At 69.1% G+C, this 20,760-nt stretch carries 18 protein-coding genes; 13 read left to right on the top strand and 5 right to left on the bottom strand.

Translation table 11 applies throughout. From position 1 onward, the window contains the following. Positions 1-1,127: nucleotide-binding protein (locus F3H10_RS08385; RefSeq protein WP_149784323.1), on the bottom strand; the 1,127-nt coding region annotated here is incomplete at its 3' end. A gap of 148 nt (positions 1,128-1,275) precedes the next feature. Here F3H10_RS08385 and ahaH point away from each other — a divergent pair. The 10 genes from ahaH to F3H10_RS08335 all read left to right on the top strand — a co-directional run bounded on the left by ahaH (position 1,276) and on the right by F3H10_RS08335 (position 11,046). Further along, entirely contained in the window at positions 1,276-1,617 is a 342-nt protein-coding gene (ahaH, locus tag F3H10_RS08380; protein ID WP_149784322.1) for an ATP synthase archaeal subunit H, read from the top strand. A gap of 21 nt (positions 1,618-1,638) precedes the next feature. Beyond that, positions 1,639-3,879, top strand: coding sequence for a V-type ATP synthase subunit I (locus tag F3H10_RS08375; RefSeq protein ID WP_149784332.1), 2,241 nt, complete (start codon positions 1,639-1,641; stop codon positions 3,877-3,879). A 177-nt stretch (positions 3,880-4,056) separates the two neighbouring features. Then, complete coding sequence (locus F3H10_RS08370; protein WP_127116581.1) at positions 4,057-4,308, top strand: hypothetical protein; 252 nt, start codon at positions 4,057-4,059, stop codon at positions 4,306-4,308. A 21-nt stretch (positions 4,309-4,329) separates the two neighbouring features. After that, positions 4,330-4,908 carry a V-type ATP synthase subunit E gene (locus F3H10_RS08365; RefSeq protein ID WP_149784321.1) on the top strand — a complete coding sequence of 193 codons (579 nt, stop codon included), beginning with the start codon at positions 4,330-4,332 and terminating at the stop codon, positions 4,906-4,908. Then, positions 4,905-5,951: a V-type ATP synthase subunit C gene (locus tag F3H10_RS08360; protein ID WP_149784320.1), complete on the top strand. Its 1,047-nt coding sequence runs from the start codon at positions 4,905-4,907 to the stop codon at positions 5,949-5,951. The genes F3H10_RS08365 and F3H10_RS08360 overlap by 4 nt, the downstream gene beginning before the upstream one ends. After that, positions 5,948-6,277 (top strand): V-type ATP synthase subunit F, encoded by a 330-nt coding sequence (locus F3H10_RS08355; RefSeq protein WP_149784319.1) that lies wholly within the window; start codon positions 5,948-5,950, stop codon positions 6,275-6,277. Before F3H10_RS08360 ends, F3H10_RS08355 begins: the two co-directional genes overlap by 4 nt. Position 6,278: 1 nt before the next feature. After that, positions 6,279-8,051, top strand: coding sequence for an ATP synthase subunit A (locus F3H10_RS08350; RefSeq protein ID WP_149784318.1), 1,773 nt, complete (start codon positions 6,279-6,281; stop codon positions 8,049-8,051). 2 nt (positions 8,052-8,053) lie between these two features. Then, entirely contained in the window at positions 8,054-9,472 is a 1,419-nt protein-coding gene (locus tag F3H10_RS08345; protein WP_149784317.1) for a V-type ATP synthase subunit B, read from the top strand. A 418-nt stretch (positions 9,473-9,890) separates the two neighbouring features. Beyond that, complete coding sequence (locus F3H10_RS08340) at positions 9,891-10,592, top strand: V-type ATP synthase subunit D (RefSeq protein ID WP_149784316.1); 702 nt, start codon at positions 9,891-9,893, stop codon at positions 10,590-10,592. Positions 10,593-10,656: 64 nt separating this feature from the next. Next, on the top strand, positions 10,657-11,046 hold the full coding sequence (locus F3H10_RS08335; protein WP_149784315.1) for a DUF6276 family protein: 390 nt from the start codon (positions 10,657-10,659) through the stop codon (positions 11,044-11,046). Between the two features lie 28 nt (positions 11,047-11,074). On the opposite strand, the gene F3H10_RS08330 is transcribed toward F3H10_RS08335, so the two are convergent. Further along, positions 11,075-11,455, bottom strand: a complete 381-nt coding sequence (locus F3H10_RS08330) for a PLD nuclease N-terminal domain-containing protein (protein WP_149784314.1) — start codon at positions 11,453-11,455, stop codon at positions 11,075-11,077. 159 nt (positions 11,456-11,614) lie between these two features. Between F3H10_RS08330 and F3H10_RS08325 the strand changes: the two genes are divergently transcribed. The 3 genes from F3H10_RS08325 (at position 11,615) to F3H10_RS08315 (ending at position 14,598) form a co-directional block, all read left to right on the top strand. Beyond that, positions 11,615-13,009, top strand: coding sequence for a M28 family peptidase (locus tag F3H10_RS08325; protein ID WP_149784313.1), 1,395 nt, complete (start codon positions 11,615-11,617; stop codon positions 13,007-13,009). A gap of 123 nt (positions 13,010-13,132) precedes the next feature. Continuing rightward, on the top strand, positions 13,133-14,182 hold the full coding sequence (locus F3H10_RS08320; RefSeq protein ID WP_149784312.1) for a succinylglutamate desuccinylase/aspartoacylase family protein: 1,050 nt from the start codon (positions 13,133-13,135) through the stop codon (positions 14,180-14,182). A 53-nt stretch (positions 14,183-14,235) separates the two neighbouring features. After that, a complete protein-coding gene (locus F3H10_RS08315; protein ID WP_149784311.1) occupies positions 14,236-14,598 on the top strand; it encodes a DUF192 domain-containing protein in 363 nt (120 codons plus the stop codon). A gap of 34 nt (positions 14,599-14,632) precedes the next feature. Here F3H10_RS08315 and F3H10_RS08310 read toward each other — a convergent pair whose 3' ends face one another. From F3H10_RS08310 to serA, 3 genes are all read right to left on the bottom strand, one after another. After that, complete coding sequence (locus tag F3H10_RS08310; protein WP_149784310.1) at positions 14,633-16,060, bottom strand: PAS domain-containing protein; 1,428 nt, start codon at positions 16,058-16,060, stop codon at positions 14,633-14,635. A gap of 97 nt (positions 16,061-16,157) precedes the next feature. Then, on the bottom strand, positions 16,158-18,791 hold the full coding sequence (locus F3H10_RS08305) for a DNA topoisomerase I (protein WP_149784309.1): 2,634 nt from the start codon (positions 18,789-18,791) through the stop codon (positions 16,158-16,160). 202 nt (positions 18,792-18,993) lie between these two features. Then, positions 18,994-20,598 carry a phosphoglycerate dehydrogenase gene (gene serA, locus F3H10_RS08300; protein ID WP_149784308.1) on the bottom strand — a complete coding sequence of 535 codons (1,605 nt, stop codon included), beginning with the start codon at positions 20,596-20,598 and terminating at the stop codon, positions 18,994-18,996. Between the last annotated feature and the right edge of the window lie 162 nt (positions 20,599-20,760).

The following is a 20,760-nucleotide window of genomic DNA, read 5'->3' as shown; positions in this document are numbered from 1 at the left end:
TCGTCCGCGTCGCTCGCGTCATCCACGTCGCTCCCGGCGTCCTCGGCGTCCTCGACGAGCGTCTCCGACTCCGCGACGATGATGTCGTCGTCCGCGTCGTCGTCGCCATCGGTGTCTTCATCGATCCCCCGTTCGACCTCCGCATCCGATCTCCCACCCGAATCCGCTTCCGACTCCGTTTTCGCGTCCGCTTCCGATTCCGCTTCGGTTTCGGGTGCTGCTTCGGTTTCGGTGTCCGCTTCGGTTTCGGGTGCTGCTTCGGTTTCGGTGTCCGCTTCGGTTTCGGGTGCTGCTTCGGTTTCGGAGTCCGCTTCGGTTTCCGATTCCGCTCGCCCCTCCGGCTCCGCGACGTCGACGCCGGCCAGCGTCCGGACCAGTTCGCGGTACGCGCAGCTCGCCGGTGCGTTCGGATCGAACGTCGTCAGCGGCTCTCCGGCCGTGCTCGCTCGGGCGACCGCCGGGTCCTCGGGGATCCGTGCGAGCACCTCCGTCGCGAGGATCTCGTCGACGATGTCGACGGCCGGGTCGTCCTGGTCGGCCATCCCGCTCGCGTCGTCGAGGTCCTCCGCTTCGCCCTCGTCGGCGAGCCCCTCCGACTCGTCCTCGTCGCCGCCGACGCGGGTGATCGCCGCGCCGGCGACGTGGCCGCCGATCCGCTCCGCGAGCTGTCGGGTCTTCTCCGTGTCGCCGAGCGCGCTCCGGTCGGGCGTGGAGACGAGAAGCGTCTCGTCGGCCAACCCGATGGGGAGCGTCGAGTCGTGGGAGAGCCCCGCGCCCCCGTCGAGGAACACGTAGTCGGCGTCCGCGAACGCCTCGACGACGCCGGCGAGCTCGGCGGGATCGGCGGCCGCGTACGCGTCGAGGTCGGGGTCGCCCGGCACGACCCGCAGCCCGGCGGGCCCGTCGTGGACGGCCTCGCTCGGGTCCGCACGCCCGGCGAGCACGTCGTGGACCGTCGTCTCGCCGGGGACCATCCCCAGCGCGTCGGCGAGGTTCGCCATTCCCACGTCGGCGTCGATCGCGACGACGTCCGCGCCCGACTCCGCGAGGACCGTCGCTATCGCCGCGGTCGTGGTGGTCTTCCCGACGCCACCCTTCGCCGACGCGACCGCATACACCGTTGCCATACCGTCAGGGTCCGGCGACTCCTACTTAAATGTAGGCGGCGAGCCGGCGGGTCAGCCGTTCCACCGCGCTCGCCGTTCTCCGCCGGCTCGCCGAGCGGTTCCGCAAACACCTTATACGTCGCTCGTGGACGTTCACGCGATCAGTAGAATGGCGAGACCAGAGGTGCTCGACCGGATCAAGGAGGCTGAAACGGAGGCGGACGAGATCATCGCGGAGGCGGAATCGGACGCCGACGAGCGCCTCGCCGAGGCCAGATCGCGCGCGGACGAGATCCGCGCCGAGGCCGAGGAGGAGGCGGCGGCCGAGGCCGAGGCTCGGCTGGATTCCGCCCGCGAGGAGCTCGAGGAACGCCGCGAGGAGATCCTCGCCGAGGGGCGCGAGGACCGCGAAGCGCTCGAATCGACCGCCCGCGATCGGGTCGACGACGCCGTCGACTACGCGGTCGAGCGGTTCGAGGAGGCGGTCAAGGGCCAGCAGACGGAGGAATGAATGGCGCTTAGACCGGAGCAAATGAGCAAGGTGTCGGTGACGGGCTCGAAGCGCGTCATCGACGACGTCATCGAGGCGGCCTACGACCACCACTCCCTCCACGTCACCGACTACGACGACCGCTACGAGGGCTTCGAACCCGGCACCTCGCTCGAGGGGGCCGAGGAGGTCAACGAGCGGCTCGTCACCGTCCGCTCGCTCGAGAGCATCCTCGACGTCACTGCGGACGACGCCGACGGCCCGGGGAAACTCGGAGACGACGCGCTCACGGCCGAACTCGAGGAGGTCCGCGAGCGCGTCAACGAACTCAACGACCGGCGCGACGACCTCAGAGCGGAGATACGCGACCGACAGGAGGAGATCGACCGGATGGAGCCGTTCGCCGACCTCGGCATCGAGCTCGACCTCCTGGGCGGATACGACTCGCTCGAGGTCGTCGTCGGCGAGGCGAAGCCCGGGGCGATCGAGGAGGCGCTCGGCGCGGCCGACGGCGTCGACGCCTTCGAGGTCTTCTCGGGCGGAAACGTCGTGGCCGCGTTCGCCGCGCCCGCCGACGGGGCCGAGGAGGGCGTCCTCCAGGACGCGCTCGTCGGGGTCGACGTCGCGTTCCTCGAGGTGCCCGACGCGGACGCGAGCCCGGCCGACTACGTCGCCGAGCTCGAGGGCGAGAAGGCGGACCTCGAGGAGGAGCTCGAGGCGGTCGACGCCGAGCTCTCGGAGGTGAGATCCGAGGCCGCGGGATTCCTCCTGCGCGCCGAAGAGCAGCTCACCATCGAGGCACAGAAGAAGCAGGCGCCGCTCTCCTTTGCGACCACCGAGAACGCGTTCATCGCGGAGGGATGGATCCCGACCGCGACGGTCGCCGACTTCGAGGCGGCCGTCGCCGCCGCCGTCGACGACCACGCCGAGGTCGAGGAGCTCGAGCGTGCCTCGTTCACGCCGGACGGCGACCACCACACCGAGGCGGTCGCCGACGGCGGGATGACGGGCGGCGCCTCCGCGGCCGCGACCACCGACTCCGCGACGAGTGCCGGCTCCGCAGACGATGACGCCGAGCGCGAGGCGGCCACCGACGGCGGCCACGCGACCCACGGGAGCGACGACCCGCCGGTCGTCCAGGAGAACGGGAACGCGGCCGGGCCGTTCGAGCTGCTCGTTCAGGGCTTCGGGCGACCGAAGTACACGGAGTTCGACCCGACGATCCTCGTCTTCCTCACGTTCCCGCTCATGTTCGGCTTCATGATCGGCGACGTGGGGTACGGCGTCCTCTACGCCGCGATCGGCTACTTCCTATACAGCAACTACGAGGGGACGTTCCGCGAGCTCGGCGCGGTCGCGCTGTGGGCCGGCGGCTTCACGATCCTGTTCGGTATCTACTTCGGCATCGACGTGTTCGGCTACCACGCCTATCAGCTGCTGCCGGGTGACGTCCACTGGCCCGTCGACGGGAAGGGACTCTCGCCCGCCGACATCGACTGGGCGCTGTCGTTCCTCGTCGCCAGCGTGCTGTTCGGGCTCGCTCACCTGAACGTGGGACACGTCCTCTCGTTCGTGAGCAACTACCAGCAACACGACCTGAAGCACGCGCTGTACGAGGGCGGCTCGTGGCTCCTGATCCTCAACGGCGCGTGGATCTGGATCTTCAGCCAGCACCTCCCCGGTCCGAAGCCGGACTTCCTCTTCGAGTCGTTCTCGATACTCACCTTCGGCGCGGTGTCGTTCGGCGGCTTCCCCGTCGCGGTCGGGTACGCCGCCATCGTGGCCATCGCGCTCGGAGTCGTCCTGCTCGCGATCGGCGAGCCGCCGGAGCTCGCCGAGGTGCTCTCGCCGATCGTCAACGTCATCTCGTACGCCCGGATCATGGCGGTGCTGCTCGCGAAGGGCGGGATGGCGCTCGCCGTGAACCTGCTCGCGTTCGGGGCGTACATCGACGAGAGCGGCGAGGGGAGCTTCCACTTCATCTTCAGCGCCGACTACCTCGAGTACGTGCGGAGCAACCCCGAGGACTACGAGTTGGTCTTCGCGGGAATGACGACCGCGTTCGATCCGGCGTCGATCGGCGCCGTCGGCGTCCTCGCGCTCGTCGGCGGGATCGTCGTGGCGATCGTCGGTCACGTCGTCGTCCTCGCGCTCGGGGTCACGTCCGCCGGCATCCAGGCGGTGCGTCTCGAGTACGTGGAGTTCTTCGGGAACTTCTACGAGGGCGGCGGCGACGCGTACACGCCGTTCGGGTACGACCGGCAGTACACCTCCGAGGAGTAGCCGGAGCACGCGCCGTTTCGGGGTCGAACGGCCCCGTTCGCTCGGTTCCCCAGAGCGCACTCTATCGCCCTTCTGAGTCCCCTCGCGGGGGTTCTCGTCGGTCGTTTTGGGAAGCTTTATGTCCACTGTGGCGGCAACTAGCTACTGTTCGGAGACGAGCAACCGCAACTACTACCAATGCTTGAAGCTACCAACGAACTCGGGAACGCCGTACTGTCCACCGGAGGAACGCTCACTGACCCCAGCGCCGCGGCCGCGCTCGCCGTCGGGCTCGCCGCCCTCGGTGCGGGATACGCGGAGCGAGGTATCGGTTCGGCTGCCGTCGGCGCGATGGCCGAGGACGACGACCTCTTCGTCAACGGGCTCATCCTGACGGTCCTTCCCGAGACGATCGTCATTCTCGCGCTCGTCGTCGTCTTCATCGTCTAAGCGGCACCCCCTTTCACACCAATGAGTTTGGAAACCGTCGTTGAGGACGTTCGAGACGAAGCCCGCGCGCGTGCGGAGGAGATCCGCGAGGACGCCGAGGCCGAGGCGGAGGAGATCGTCGCCGAGGCGGAGGCCGACGCCGAGCGCATCCGCGAGGAGCGGCTCGCCGAGGTCGACCGACAGATCGACCAGGAGCGCGAGCAGACGCTCTCCTCGGCCAAGCTCGAGGCCAAACAGGAGCGGCTCGGCGCGCGTCGTGACGTCCTCCAGGACGTGTACGACGGCGTCGAGGCGGCGATCGCCGGCCTCGAGGACGACCGCCGGCGCGAACTGACGGAGGCGGCCCTCGACGCCAGCCTCGCGGAGTTCGACGACGACGCGGACGTCGCCGTCTACACCCGCGCGGAGGACGTCGAACTCCTCGAGGAGCTCGTCGCGGATAGGAACGCGCAGGTCGACGGCGAGGTCGACTGTCTCGGCGGCGTGGTCGCCGAGAGCGACACCTCCCGCGTCCGCGTGAACAACACGTTCGACTCGGTCCTGGAGACGGTCTGGGACGACGAGTTGAAACACGTCTCGGAGCGACTGTTCGACCAATGAGCGCCGCCGGCAGCTCGAACCCGGAGTTCGTCGTCGCGCGGGTTCGCGCCCGCCGCGGCCAGCTCTACGGGGACGAGGAGTACCGCAAGTTGGTCCGGATGACGCCAGCCGAGATCGCCCGGTTCATGGAGGAATCGAGCTACGAGACGGAGGTCAACGCGCTGGGGAGCCGCCACGGCGGCGTCGACCTCATCGAGTACGCGCTGAACGCGAACCTCGCGAAGCAGTTCGAGGGGATCTTAGACTGGAGCGAGGGTTCCCTGTACGACCTCATCGCCCGGTACCTCCGGAAGTTCGACGCGTGGAACGTGAAGACCGTGATCCGCGGCGTCTACACCGGCGCGAGCCAGGAGGCTATCGAGGTCGACCTCATCCGCGCCGGCGAGTTCGACGACCGTCGGATCCGGCGGCTGCTCGAGGCCGACTCGATCGAGGCCGTCGTCGAGGCGCTCGAGGACACTATCTACGGCGAGCCCTTACGGGCGGCGTACGCGGAGTTCGAGGAGTCGGACGTCCTCGTCCCCCTCGAGAACGCGGTCGACCGCGCGTTCTACGAGCGTCTCCTCGAGAACCTGCCCGGCGGCGAGCCGATCCGGCAGTACGAGGCGTTCCTCAAAGCGGAGGTCGACTTCCGGAACGCGACGAACGCGCTCCGGCTCGCGCGTTCGGGCGCGGAGATCGACCCCGCGGAGTACTTCATCGAGGGGGGCGAGCTGTTCACCCGTGACACGCTCGCCCGGCTCGCGCGGAACGTCGACGAGCTCGTCGAGTACATCGCGGAGAGCCAGTACGCCGACGAGCTCGGTCCGGCGCTGCGCGAACTCGAGGAGGTCGACAGCCTGATCGCGTTCGAGCACGCGACGGACGCCGCGTTGTTGGCGTACGGCGACCGGCTCGGGACGATCCACCCGGTGTCGGTGACGCCGGTGATCTCCTACATCCTCGCGAAGGAGCGGGAGACGGAGAACATCCGCGCCATCGCCCGCGGGAAGGAGGCCGGCCTGTCGGCCGACGAGATCGAATCCGAACTGGTGATAACATGAGCCAGGAGATCGCCGTCGTCGGGAGCCCGGAGTTCACCACCGGATTCCGGCTCGCCGGCGTCCGCAAGTTCGAGAACGTGCCGGACGACGAGAAGGACGAGCGGCTCGACGACGCCGTCGAACGGACGCTCGAGGACGAGACGACCGGTATCATCGTGATGCACGACGCGGACCTCGATCACCTCTCGCGGGGGACTCGCGAGCGGGTCGAGGGGAGCATCGAGCCCGTACTCGTGACGCTCGGCGCAGGCGGCGCCGGCAGCGGCGGGCTCCGCGACCAGATCAAACGAGCCATCGGAATCGACCTGATGGAGGAGGACGACTAACATGAGTAAAGCAGAATCCACGGAGACCACCGGAGACGGTGTCATCCAAAGCGTGAGCGGTCCGGTCGTGAGCGCCCGCGACCTCGACGCCCGCATGAACGACGTCGTCTACGTCGGCGACGAAGGCCTCATGGGGGAAGTGATCGAGATCGAAGGGAACGTCACGACCATTCAGGTGTACGAGGAGACCTCCGGGGTCGGCCCCGGCGAACCCGTCGAGAACACGGGCGAGCCGCTGTCGGTCGACCTTGGTCCGGGGATGTTGGACGCCATCTACGACGGCGTCCAGCGCCCCCTGGACGTGCTGGAGGGCAAGATGGGCAGCCCCTACCTCGACCGCGGGGTCGACGCGCCCGGCATCGACCTCGAGAAGGAGTGGGAGTTCGAACCCACGGTCGAAGTCGGCGACGAGGTCGGTCGCGGCGACGTCGTCGGGATCGTCGAGGAGACGGTCACCATCGACCACAAGGTCATGGTGCCGCCGGACGCCCTCGAGGAGGGCGAGACGACCGAGATCGCTTCGATCGAGTCCGGGTCCTTCGACGTGACCGAGACGGTGGCCGAACTCGACAACGGCGAGTCGGTCTCGATGCACCAGGAGTGGCCGGTGCGCGAGCCCCGACCCTCCGCGAACAAGAAGACGCCCCGGACGCCGCTGGTGTCCGGACAGCGGATCCTCGACGGCCTGTTCCCCATCGCGAAGGGCGGGACGGCCGCGATCCCGGGACCGTTCGGGTCCGGGAAGACGGTCACCCAACACCAGCTCGCGAAGTACGCCGACGCGGACATCATCGTCTACGTCGGCTGCGGCGAGCGCGGAAACGAGATGACCGAGGTCATCGAGGACTTCCCCGAGCTCGAGGACCCGGCCAACGGCAACCCGCTCATGGCCCGGACCTCGCTCATCGCGAACACCTCGAACATGCCCGTCGCGGCGCGTGAATCCTGTATCTACACGGGGATCACGATCGCGGAGTACTACCGTGACATGGGCTACGACGTGGCGCTCATGGCCGACTCCACCTCGCGGTGGGCGGAGGCGATGCGCGAGATCTCCTCGCGGCTCGAGGAGATGCCCGGCGAGGAGGGGTACCCCGCGTACCTCGCCGCCCGCCTGGCGCAGTTCTACGAGCGGGCCGGCTACTTCGAGAACGTCAACGGGACGGAGGGCTCCGTCTCCGCGATCGGCGCGGTGAGCCCGCCCGGCGGCGACTTCTCCGAGCCGGTCACCCAGAACACGCTGCGTATCGTGAAGACGTTCTGGGCGCTCGACGCGGACCTGGCGGAGCGCCGCCACTTCCCGTCGATCAACTGGAACGAGTCGTACTCGCTGTACAAGAACCAGCTCGACCCCTGGTTCCAGGAGAACGTCGAGGAGGACTGGCCGGAGAAGCGCCAGTGGGCCGTCGACGTGCTCGACGAGGAGACCGAGCTCCAGGAGATCGTCCAGCTGGTCGGCAAGGACGCGCTGCCGGACGACCAGCAGCTCACCCTCGAGATCGCCCGCTACCTGCGTGAGGCGTACCTCCAGCAGAACGCCTTCCACCCGGTGGACACCTACTGTCCGCCCGAGAAGACGTACCTCATGTTGACGACGATCGAGACGTTCAACGACGAGGCGTTCGACGCGCTGGAGGCCGGCGTGCCCGTCGAGGAGATCATCGACATCGAGTCGGTCCCGCGGATCAACCGGATCGGCGTCCAGGAGGACTACGAGGAGTACGTCGAGGAGCTGAAAGCGGACATCACCGAGGAGCTTCGGAGCCTCTACTGACCATGAAAGAGTATCAAACCATCACCGAGATCAGCGGCCCCCTCGTGTACGCCGAGGTCGACGAGGCCATCGGCTACGACGAGATCGTCGAGATCGAGACGGCACAGGGGGAGACGCTGCGCGGCCAGGTGCTCGAATCCTCGGAGGGCGTCGTCGCCATCCAGGTGTTCGAGGGCACCTCCGGCATCGACCAGAACGCGTCCGTCCGATTCCTGGGCGAGACGATGAAGATGCCCGTCACCGAGGACCTCCTCGGGCGGGTGCTCGACGGCTCCGGCCGGCCGATCGACGACGGCCCGGAGATCGTCCCGGAGGAGCGACAGGACATCGTCGGCGCGGCGATCAACCCGTACTCCCGGGAATACCCCGAGGAGTTCATCGAGACGGGCGTCTCCGCCATCGACGGCATGAACACCCTCGTTCGCGGGCAGAAGCTCCCGATCTTCTCGAGTTCGGGCCAACCGCACAGCCAGCTCGCGATGCAGATCGCCCGGCAGGCGAGCGTGCCCGAGGAGGAGGGAGACGACGAGGACGGCTCCGAGTTCGCCGTCATCTTCGGCGCGATGGGGATCACGGCCGAGGAGGCCAACGAGTTCATGGAGGACTTCGAGCGCACCGGCGCGTTGGAGCGCTCCGTCGTCTTCATGAACCTCGCGGACGACCCCGCCGTCGAGCGGACGGTCACCCCGCGGATGGTCCTGACGACCGCCGAGTACCTCGCCTTCGAGAAGGACTACCACGTGCTCGTCATCCTCACGGACATGACCAACTACTGCGAGGCGCTCCGTGAGATCGGCGCGGCCCGCGAGGAGGTTCCGGGTCGGCGTGGCTACCCCGGATACATGTACACCGACCTGGCGCAGCTGTACGAGCGCGCCGGCCGGATCCAGGGTCGTGACGGCTCGGTGACGCAGATCCCGATCCTCACGATGCCCGGCGACGACGACACCCACCCGATCCCGGACCTGACCGGGTACATCACGGAGGGGCAGATCTACGTCGACCCCGACCTCAACAGTCAGGGGCTCGAGCCGCCGGTGAACGTGCTTCCCAGCCTCTCACGGCTGATGGACGACGGCATCGGCGAGGGGCTCACCCGCGCGGACCACGGCGGCGTCTCCGACCAGATGTACGCGGCGTACGCGGAGGGCGAGGACCTCCGTGACCTCGTGAACATCGTCGGCCGCGAGGCGCTCTCCGAGCGCGACAACAAGTACCTCGACTTCGCGGACGCCTTCGAGACGGAGTTCGTCGACCAGGGCTTCGACACGAACCGCGAACTCGAGGAGACGCTGGAGATCGGCTGGGACCTCCTTTCGATGCTGCCGAAGGAGGAACTCAACCGCGTCGACGAGGAGTTCATCGAGGAGTACTACCGCGAGGACGACTCCGAGCGCGAAGTCGTCGAAGCCGCGGACTGAGCCGCGAGCGGGTTTTTTCCGGACCAGATCGGCTCGCATCCACACAGTCGCCGTAGTCCGTCCCCCATCCCGTCGAGTCGGCTTCAACTCGGCTTAATCGGGCTGAAATCGCCGTGACGGTCTCGGAGGTATATACACATACCGCTCGTCCCCTTCGGTGAGAGACATTCGGGAACGTTCCCGGCGATCCGACGCGTTCCGTGCGTCACCGCCGGCGTCTTCCCGGTGACCTCTCATCGGGGGCCAGCGGCCCCGACCGACGACCCGCGAGCGATCGGCCGTCAGAGGCACACGCGTCCGACCGTCGGACGCGCGCGATCCCCCGTTTCCCGACGATCCGTCCCTCAACGATCCGGAGCCGCGGGGATCCGCGTCTGAAAAGAATTAACCCCATCGGCACGGAACGTCCGCCCAAGCGATGGCCAAGGACGTCAAACCGACCCGGAAGAACCTGATGGCGATCGAGGACCGGATCGAGCTCTCCGAGCGGGGTCACGACACGCTCGAACAGAAGCGTGACGGCCTCATCATGGAGTTCATGGACATCCTCGACCAGGCACAGGACGTCCGGTCGGACATGGCTGACGACTACGAGACCGCCCAGCGCAAGATCGACATGGCCCGGGCGATGGAGGGCGACGTCGCCGTCCGCGGCGCGGCCGCGGCGCTGAAAGAGCACCCCGAGATCACCACCCAGTCGAAGAACATCATGGGCGTCGTCGTCCCCCAGATCGAGTCCTCGAAGGTCAAAAAGAGCCTCGACGAGCGCGGGTACGGCCTGCTCGGCTCCTCCGCGCGCATCGACGAGGCCGCCGACGCCTACGAGGAGCTGCTCGAGTCGGTCATCCTCGCGGCCGAGGTCGAGACGGCGATGAAGAAGATGTTGGAGGAGATCGAGACGACGAAACGCCGCGTCAACGCTCTCGAGTTCACCCTGCTTCCACAGCTCTACGAGAACCAGGAGTACATCGAACAGAAGCTGGAGGAACAGGAGCGCGAAGAGATCTTCCGGCTGAAGAAGATCAAGGCGAAAAAGGAGGAGGAGGAGGCGAAAGAGGAGGCCGAAGCCGAGGCGGCGGCCGCGGCGGCCGCGGTCGAGGAGCCCGAAGCCGCCGACTGACCGACCTGACGCGTCAGTTCTCGTTCTACCCGTTCTACCCGTTCACTCCGATCGATCAACGACCATGGCCTGTCCACGCTGTTCCGCCCCCGTCGTCGCCTTCGACGTGCCGCCGGAGCTTCGCGAACACGCACCGGCCGAGGAGGCGGCGATCTGTACGCGGTGTCTCCGCGTCGCTTCGGCGGTCGACGCCGAAGCCGAGTCGGTCGCGGGAGAGCCGCCCGACCTCGCCGCGGTCGACCCGGCGTTCCCCGACGGCGACGCGGGGGTCACGCTGGCGCTCCTGTGTGGTCACCTGGAGTCGTTCGCGCTGTCCCGCGCGTCCATCGAGGCGCTCGTCGAGCACGCCGAACGGGCGGGCGTCGACGTCCTCGCCTTCCTCGACCGGCTCGACGCCACGAACGCGGCCTTCGATCTCGAGCGTCGCCGAGCGGCCCTTCTGGACCTGCTTTGAGGGGCCGACCGGTCGACACGTTCCGAGCTCAGAGGTCGACGCCCGGCGGGTCGTTCCACTCGTCGTCGGTCTCGCTCCCGTCGTCCGCGTCGCTCCCGTCACTCGCTTCTCTTCCACTATCGCCGTCGTCTCTCCTTCCGCCGGGGTCGAGCAGTTCCTCGCCGCGTCTGGACTCGTGGACCTCGAAGGTCGCGCCCTGTGCGTAGGGGTCCTCCTCGGGGTCGTAGTCGCGTTCCTCGCGCTCGAAGAGGTACGCGAAGAAGCCGAAGAGCGGGAGGAAAAACGAGATCGCGGCCCACTTCCGCGGGTTCATGCCGTGTTTCGGCGCGTCGAGGTACGCGTACGCCGCGAACGCGACGAGCCACGCGAGGGGGAGCCCGATCAGGACCACGGCGAGGAAGGGTTCCATACGCCCGCTTCGACGCGATCGACATAACTCCCCGGGTCGGACGGGCGATCGGAGCTTCGGGGTCGGGCCGACGACCGGCCTCGTGTCGACCGTGATCTTCCGGCAATCCCGCCGTCGTCCCCGTATACTCATATACCGGAAGCACCTGTGTGCGAGCGTATGACAATGCTGCCGTCCGAGACCGTCGGTGACGCGTACACGGATTCGACCGCCTGGGAGCTGCTCGCGGACCTATCTGACCTCGGTGACCGGATGCCCGGCCACGAGGGGGAGGCCGCGGGGGCGTCGCTCGTGGCCGACGCCTTCGAGGAGGCGGGCCTCTCCGAGGTCTCGACCACGGAGTTCCCGATCCCCGGCTGGTGGCGCGGGGAGGCCTCCCTGACCGTCGACCACGACGGTCGAACGTTGTCCTTCGGCGGGAGCCACGAACTCGTCGAACTGCCGGGGACGCCCTCGGGCGAGGTCACCGGCGAGATCGTCGACATGGGGTACGGCCTCCCGGAGGACTTCGAGGACGTCGACCTCTCGGGCTGTATCGCGATGGCGTCGAGTCTCACCCCCGACGACTACGGCCGGTGGGTCCACCGCAGCGAGAAGTACGACTACGCGGCCGAGTCGGGCGCGGAGGGCTTCCTGTTTTACAACCACATCGAGGGGTCGCTCCCGCCGACCGGCGACATCGGCCACACGAACGGCCCGGGACCGATCCCGGCGGTCGGACTGAGCAAGGAGCTCGGCAGCCAGCTCACGCGTCACTGCGGGGAGATCGAGGGCGACCGCGGCGTCGAGGCGACGCTCTCGGTCGAGGCGCGGAACGAGCCGGCCACCTCCGCGAACGTCGAGGCGGTCGTCGGCCCCGACACCGACGAGGAGGTGTTGTACACCGCCCACGTCGACGCACACGACGTGGGGGTCGGCGCGAACGACAACGGCTTCGGCTCGGCGCTCGTCGTCGGCGTGGGTCGGGTGCTCGCGTCGATCGAGGAGGAGCTCGAGACGCGGGTACGGCTCGTCGTCTTCGGGGCCGAGGAGACCGGGCTCTACGGCTCGTACTACTGGTCGCACACGCACGACCTCGACCGCGTGAAGTGCGTGCTCAACGTCGACGGCGCGGGCTACTCGCGGAACCTCGAGATATACCCGCACGGTGCGTCGGGACTCGGCGAGGCGTTCGAGGAGGTAGAAGAGGAGTTCGACGTGCCGATCGTCGTCGAGGACGGGCTCCGTCCGCACAGCGACCACTGGCCGTTCGTCCAGCGCGGCGTCGCCGCCGGACAGGGTCGCTCGACCGCCGAGGACAGCGGCCGCGGATGGGGCCACACCCACGGCGACACCCTCGACAAGCTCGACGTTCGGGACCTCCGGGAGCTGACGGTGCTGTGTGCGGCCGGGGTCGCGAAGCTGGCCGAGACGGACCGGGAGATCGAGGGTCGGGATCCGGAGTCGGTGAGAGAGGAGACGATCGAGGAGGGCCACGACGTCGGGATGAAGGCGACGGACTCCTGGCCGTGGGGCGAGGACCGACCGTGGCCGTGGGCCGACGAACTTGAGTGAGGGCCGGACTCGGCCGGCGCGCCCGCTCGCCGGAGCACGTACACTCATGTCTCCGGAGCCGTTCGGTCCACCCGTTATGACGGATCGACGCGGCGGAAACCGACGACACGACGGGGAGAATCGATGAAGATCGGCACGGCCGAGGCCGATCCGGGCGAGACGGCGACCGGCCATCGGGCGGTCACGGACCTGCCCGTCGGGGGATCGGAGAAACTCCCGGTGACGGTCCTCAACGGCGTCGATCCCGGCCCGACGGTGTGGGTGACGGGGACGATCCACGGCGACGAGCCGACCGGGATGGCCGTGACACACGAAGTCGCCGAGCGGGTCGACGTCGCCGAGCTCGCGGGCGCGGTCGTCTGTCTCCCGGTGATGAACCCCGCGGGGTTCCGGAGAAACGTCCGGACGTCCTACTACCACGACGACGACCCCAACCGCTATTTCGGCCGCGACGACGCCGGCTCGGAGGCCCCGCCCCGCGTCCAACAGGTCATCTGCGAGCGGATATACGAGGACATGCGGACGGCCGACGCGATCGTCTCGTTACACACGTCGTGGGTCGCCACGCACCCGTACACGATCCAGCCGCGAGTCCCCTACGGCGAGGACCGGAGCGTGTCGGACGCCGCGGTGCTTCGCGACCGGCTCGTCGAGCTGACCGAGGCGTTCGGGCTGCCGGTCGTCAACCAGTATCCGCCCGGCGAGACCGAGACCCGCGACCTCCAGCACTCGCTCACCGGGGCGGCAGTCGCCGACGGGATCCCCGCGTTCACCCCGGAGCTCGGCGGCCGGCTCGTCGTCGAGCGCGACGTCGCCGCGGCGGCCGCGGACGGCACGTGGAACGTCCTTCACGCGCTCGAGATGGTCGAGAAACCCGCCGACCGACACCCCGAGTTCGATCTCGACCCGGACGGCCAGCTCCGCCGGTTCGACGGCCCGCACACCGACGTGGCCGGGATCGTCCGCTATCGAACCACGGAGGGGGAGTTCGTCGAGGCGGGCGAGGTCGTCGCCGAGATCGTCGACCCGCACGGCGAGGTGAAACGCGAGATCGAAGTCGAGCGCGACGGGTACGTCCTCAGCCGCCGCGAGCGCGCGGCGGTCTACGAGAACGACGCGCTCCTCGACATGGCGGTTCCCGACGACGCGCCGCTTCTGATCGAGTCGGCGTAAGGTCGCTTCCCGACCCACCGGGCTATTTACCGGCCGACGACGACGGGATCGGCGTGCGACTCGTCCATCGACCCGACCGGGATTCGGCCGCGACCGACGAGCGAACCCTCGCGAGCGACGTCGACGTCGCCCGCTCCCGGCTCGCGCAGGCGCGCGGGCTGATGTTCCGCCGGTCGGTCCCCGACGACTACGCGCTCGTGTTCCCGTTCGGGGAGGCGGAGACGCGCTGGCTCCACATGCTCTTCGTCCCGTTCGCGATCGACGCCGTCTGGCTCGTCGACGAGGAGGTCACGAGGGTGAAGCGGCTCGCGCCGTTCGTCGGGCTCGCTCGCGGGAAGGCCGACGCCGTGGTCGAACTGCCCGCGGGGGTGGCCGACGGGGTCACGGTCGGCGACGAGCTCCGGCTTCGGGAGTGATCGGTGGCGGAGGACGTGAGCGTCTCCGCGAACCTCACGCCGCCTCGGCCGTCCGGAGGCTGAGTTCGATCCGGCTCCCGCCGTCCTTGCTCTCGGCGATGTCGAGGCGGCCGCCGCCGGCGGTGACGACCCAGTGGACGTACCACAGCCCGAGACCGCTCGTGTGTTTCAACTGCGTCTCCTCGCCGGTGAGCACGGCCCGTTCGGCCGGCGGGATCCCGGGACCGTCGTCGGCGACGACGAGCGAGACCCACGACTCGCTGGGGAGCTCGGCGGCCGAGACCCGAACGCTCGGCCGGTCGGCGTCCCCGTGACGGATCGCGTTGTCGACGAGCTCGGCGATCGCGTCCGGCAGCCGGTCGACCCCGAGGACGGTGATGCCGGGCGGGACGTCGACGTCGACGTCGGCCGACTCGCGGAGCCGCGGGGGAAGCGATTCGAGCGCGGACGTCACGACACGTGACAGCGGGAGCGGTTCCGGCTCCGACCGCTCGGCGAGGAGCCGCTCGACCTTGCGGGCGGTCTCGCCGAGGTGGAGCAGGCGGCCCGCCGTGTCGACCACGCGGTCGAGCTGTTCGGTCAGCTCCGGGTCCTCGACCGCGTTCCGGGCCTGTTCGGAGAACCCGGTCACGACGTTGAGCTCGTTCCGGAAGTTGTGTCTGAGAACCCGGGTCAACACCGCGAGCCGCTCCTCGCGGACCGACTCCTCCGTGCGGTCCTCGCCGAGGACGACGGCCCCGACGACCGATTCACCGTCCGTCACCGGCCCCATCGTCAGCCGGTAGGGAACCTCCTCGCCCGAGCGCGTCAGGAGCGTCGCCTCGCACTCGGCGACCGCCCCGTCCCGATAGACCCGCGTCAACCCGTCGGAGACGGCCGACCGACCGTCGGCGTCGAACAGGTCGGCGAACGCGCGACCGTCGAGGTCGTCCGCGTCGTAGCCGGTGTCCTCGCCGGCTCGTTCGTTCCATCGACTGATCGTTCCGCGCGCGTCACATCGGAACAGCGCCATCGGGAGCGTCGACGCGACCGCGTCGAGGGTCCGAGCGCGCGAGCGGTTCCCCCGTTCGGCGCGAACCCGCGGCGTCACGTCGGTCGCGACCGCGATCAGCCACTCCCGTTCCGCGAGCGTCGTCGCGTGTGCGCGGAGACGGAGCCGTCGCGTGTCGCCGTCGACCTCGACGTCCACCTCCGCAGTGACGGATCCCTCGTTCACGGATCCGTCACGCGTGGAGACCCTCGAGAACACCTCCTCGATCGGGTCCCCCGCGATCGTCGTTCCCGACACGGCCAGGTCCGACAGCCCCGACAGCGTCAGCGTGGACGAGTCCCGCGAGAGGAGCGCCGTCGCCGCGTCGTTGACGGCGCGTATCGCGAGGTTCCCGGGCTCACACGCGAGCGCCGCCGCCGGGATCGCTCCGACGAGCGACCGCACGAGCGCGACGTCGTCCTCGCGGGCCATGAATACCGGAGGGAGTACGTCCGGACGTATATGAATGCGTGTTCGTTCGAACGCTGCCTCGGGGGTAGTCGATCGACCCCCGACCCGTCCGTTCCGTTCAGTCCGCGTTCGCCTGCCAGTCGCGGACGGTGTCGGCCCCCACGCCGTCGACGTCGCCGGCGAGCTCGTCGGGATCGGCTGATTTGAGCTCGTCGATCCCCTCGATCCCCGCGACGTGGAGCTTCTCGGCGGTCTTCTCGCCGATCCCGTCGACGGTCTGTAGCTCCGATCCCTCCTCGCGTGCGCGGAACTCCCGGTAGTTACAGATCGGACAGCCGAGCTCCCACGGCTCGTCGCCCGAGTGGACCCGGAGATGCGGGAGGTCGTGTTCCTCGCAGGTTTCCTCGGTCACCTCGATCTCGCCGCGACGGGGGAGCGGCAGCGAGTAGTCGCAGTCGGGATACCGCGTACACCCGACGAGTCGGGAGCCCGAGCGGAGCCGCTTGATCGCGAGCTCCCCGCCGGCGTCGGCGGTTTCACCGCCTCCGTCCCGCGGCGAAGCCGCGCCCCCCCCGCACTCGGGACACGCCCCGATCACCTCGTCGTCCGCCTCGTCGGCCGCGTCGGCCTTACACCGCGGGCAGCCGTGGACGAACGTCTTCCGGCCGGCGAGCATCTTCACGTGGTGGAGGTCGTGGTCCTCGCAGGCCTCCTCGAGGATGAGCGGCTTCCCGGTGGAGGGAAGCGGGAGGGTGTACTCGCAGTCGGGGTAGCCGTCACAGCCCACGAAGTACGAGCCCGCCCGCGACTGTCTGACGAGGAGGTCCGAGCCGCACTCCGGACACGGCCCGAGCGTCTTGTCCGCCTTCAGCGACTCCTGGAGCTGGTCGCCGATCGCCTCGCGCGACTCGGTGAGGTCATCGAAGACGCGCTCGAGCAGTTCGCGGGAGGCGGCGGTCACCTCGTCGTACCCCTTCTCGCCCGCGGCGATCGCCCGCATGTCGCGTTCGAGCTGGGCGGTCATCTCCTCGCTCACGACGTGTTCGGCGAACCCCTCCGCGGCCTCGACGACCGACTCCGCCAGCCGGGTCGGCCGCGGCGGGTCGCTCTCGACGTACCCGCGGTCGTACAGCTTCTCGAGGGTGCGGTGTCTCGTCGCTTTGGTCCCCACGCCGCGTTTCTCCATCTCCTCGATCAGCCGCGACTGGCCGTACCGGCGGGGCGGCTGGGTCTCCTTGGCCTCCGTCCGGCGGCCCGAAAGCGTCAGGCTCTCGCCGACCTCGACGTCCGGGACGATCCGCTCGTCGCTGGAGCGGTAGGGGTACACCTCGTGGTAGCCGGCCTCGAGCAGGCGCTTGCCGTTCGCCTTCAGGCGGAGCCCGCCGTCGGCGGCCAGCTCGGGGGTCCCCTCGGCGTCCGCCGGGTTCCGGAGCGCGGCGACCGGGTCGGCCCCGCTCGCGATCGCGGTCGCCTCGCCGTTCGCGAGCGCGACGACGCGCAGCCGCTCCCACTCGGCCGCCGGCGCGCAGGTGGCCAGGAAGCGGCGGACGATCAGCTCGTACACCTCCCGTTCGTCGTCGTCGAGGTCGGACGCGCCGGGCAGGTCGCCGGTCGGGTGGATCGGCGGGTGGTCGGTGGTCTCCTCGTCGCCCTCGGTGGGCTCGATCTCGTCGAGTTCGAGCAGCGAGGCGGCGTCCTCGCCGAAGGTCGCGGACGCCTCCAGCGCCTCGAGCAACTCGCGGGGCTCGAGGTCCTCGGGGTACACCGTGTTGTCGGTCCGCGGATAGGTGACGTAGCCGGCGGTGTACAGCTCCTCGGCGATGGACATCGCGCGCTGGGCGGAGTAGCCGAGCGACCCCGCCGCGCGGATGTACGCGGTCGTGTTGAACGGGGTCGGCGGGTCGTCGGTCTGCGTGCGGCGGCGCACGTCGTCGACGACCGCGTCCTCGGCGGCCGCGAGCGCCTCGGTCAGCGTGTCGGCGACCGACCCGTTCCAGACCCGCTCGGCCTCGTTGCCGACGTCGTTCTCGAAGAAGTACTGCGCCTCGAAGGGGTCGCCGCCGGCCTTCGAGAGGTCGCCGTACAGCTCCCAGTACGCCTCCGGGTCGAACGCGCGGATCTCGCGTTCGCGGTCGACGATCAGCTTGAGCGTCGGCCCCTGGACCCGTCCGACCGAGATGAAGTCGTTGCCGAGCTGGCGGGCGGACAGGGAGAGGAAGCGCGTGAGCGCCGCCCCCCACGTCAGGTCGATCACCTGGCGGGCCTCGCCGGCGGCCGCGAGGTCGAAGTCGAGGTCGTCGGGGTCCGCGAAGGCCTCTTTCACCTCGCGCTCGGTGATCGAGGAGAACCGCACGCGGTCGATCGGCGCGTCCTCGTTCACCTCGCGGACCAGCTCGTAGGCCTCCTTGCCGATGAGCTCGCCCTCGCGGTCGTAGTCGGTGGCGATGGTGACCCGCGAGGCGTTTCGCGCGATCGTCCGGAGCGCGCTCACGATCCCCTCCTGGGTCGGCGTCTTGCGGACCGGCGCGTCGATCAACTCGACGGGCTCGACGTCGCGCCAGTCGCTGTACTCCGGCGGGAAGTCGACCCCGACGACGTGTCCCGAGAGCCCGATACACCGCTTGCCGCCCCACTTGTACACGTTGACGTCGTTCTTCCGCTCCGCCGTCGCGGAGCCGCCGCTCAGGATCTCGGCGATCCGCCGGGCGGCGTTGTCCTTCTCCGTGATTATCAGTTCGGGGCCGCGACTCATTGCCCCGGAGTAGTTCGTTCCCGCGTCTAAACCTTTCGCGATGCGGTCTGAGAACCGTCCACACGCGCGTCCGTCTCGGCAACTCCCTCCGCCACGACCACACTTCACCCCTCACCGACCTCGTCGCCGACACGGAGTACCGCGCCGTCGTGCGCGCGTCGAACCGCCCGGAAAACGGGACTCTCGAGAGGGCTTCGCCGTTCTATTCGGCGGTTCGCTCCTCGGAGCCGTCGAGGGTGATCTCGGTCACTTCGACGATCCGGTCGTCGGCGAGCAGCGCTTCGAGCGCCTCGTGGGGGATCGGGTGATCGAGGTTGTACACCGTCAGCGCCTGTCCACCCTGGGTCTCACGCGCGTTGAACATCCCCGCGATGTTGATGTCGTGGTCGCCGAGCACGGTCCCGATGAGTCCGATGACGCCCGGCTCGTCGGTGTTGCGCGCGACGAGCATGTGCCCGTACGGGACGGCGTCGACGCGGAAGCCGTCGATGCGAACGATCCGCGGGTCCTCGCCCGCGAACAGCGTCCCCTCGACCGCGATCTCGTCGTCGCCGTTGTGGACGGCCACCCGCACGATGCTCTGGAAGTCCTCGGTCTGTCGGGTCTTCGACTCGGTCACCTCGATGCCGCGCTCCTCGGCGAGCCGCGGGGCGTTGACCGCGTTCACCTGCCACTCGAGCGGCTCGAAGACGCCCTTCAGCGCCGACGCCGTGACGAGTTCCACGTCCTCGGCGGCGATGTCGCCCTCGTAGGTCACCTCGACGCCCGTGATCCGGCCGTCGAGCAGTTGGGCGGCGACCTTGCCGGCGGTCTCCGCGACGGCGATGTACGGCTCGATCCGCGGGAACGCCGTCTCGTCGACCGAGGGCGCGTTGAGCGCGGTGAGCACCGGCTCGCCGTCGAACGCCGCGATCACGGCCTCGGCCGTGTCGACGGCGACGTTCTCCTGGGCGGCCTCCGTCGACGCGCCCAGGTGCGGGGTGACGACCACGTCCTCGACGTCGAGAAGCGGGGAGTCCGCCGGGAGCGGCTCCTCGGCGAAGGAGTCGAGCGCGGCCCCGGCCACGACGCCGTCGTCGACCGCCTCGGCGAGCGCGTCCTCGTCGACGATGCCGCCGCGGGCGCAGTTGATCAGGTAGCCGCCCTCCAACTGGGCCAGCTCGTCCTCGCCGATCATGCCTTCGGTCTCGGGGAGGAGCGGCGTGTGGACCGTTGCGACGTCGGCGCGGGAGAGCGCCTCGTGGAGGTCGTCGACGAGGTCCGCGCCGAACTGCGCCGCGCGCTCCTCGGAGATGTACGGGTCGTAGACGACCAGGTCCATCCCGAGCGAGTCGAGCCGCTTCGCGACCTCCTGGCCGACGCGGCCGAGCCCGACGATCCCGAGCGTCTTGTTGTTGAGCTCCGTGCCGAGGAACTCGCCTTTCGCCCACTCGCCGCCTTTCAGCCGGCCGTGTGCCTGCGGGATCGAGCGCGCGACCGCGAACGTCATCGCGACGGTGTGCTCGGCGGCGGCCCGGACGTTCCCCTCCGGGGCGTTGGCGACGATGACGCCGTGGTCGGTCGCGGCGTCGATGTCGATGTTGTCGACGCCGATGCCGGCGCGACCGACGATGACGAGCTCGGAGGCGGCCTCGAACACCTCGCGGGACACGTCCGTCCCGGAACGAACGATGAGCGCGTTGGCGTCGCTCACGGCGTCCAAGAGGGCCTCGCCCTCGACGTCGTAGTCCGTCTCCACCTCGTGGCCGGCCTCCCGGAGCCGGTCGAGCCCCGGATCGGCGATCGGGTCCGTGACGAGTACCTTCATGTCCGTACCGACCCTCGGCGCGGTGTTAACGCTTTCTTCATCGCGCCGTTTTGCCCCTCCCGATCCCTCCCCCCTGTGCCACTTTCGATCCGAGATCGTGTACATTCAACCCCTCCGTTTCGGATGGAAACCGCCCATCCGTGCGTACCGCCGCGGACGGTC

Origin of the sequence: Halorubrum aquaticum, assembly GCF_900113615.1 — an archaeon.
In the GTDB taxonomy this organism is placed as follows: domain Archaea; phylum Halobacteriota; class Halobacteria; order Halobacteriales; family Haloferacaceae; genus Halorubrum; species Halorubrum aquaticum.
This window is presented reverse-complemented; position numbering and strand designations above follow the sequence as displayed.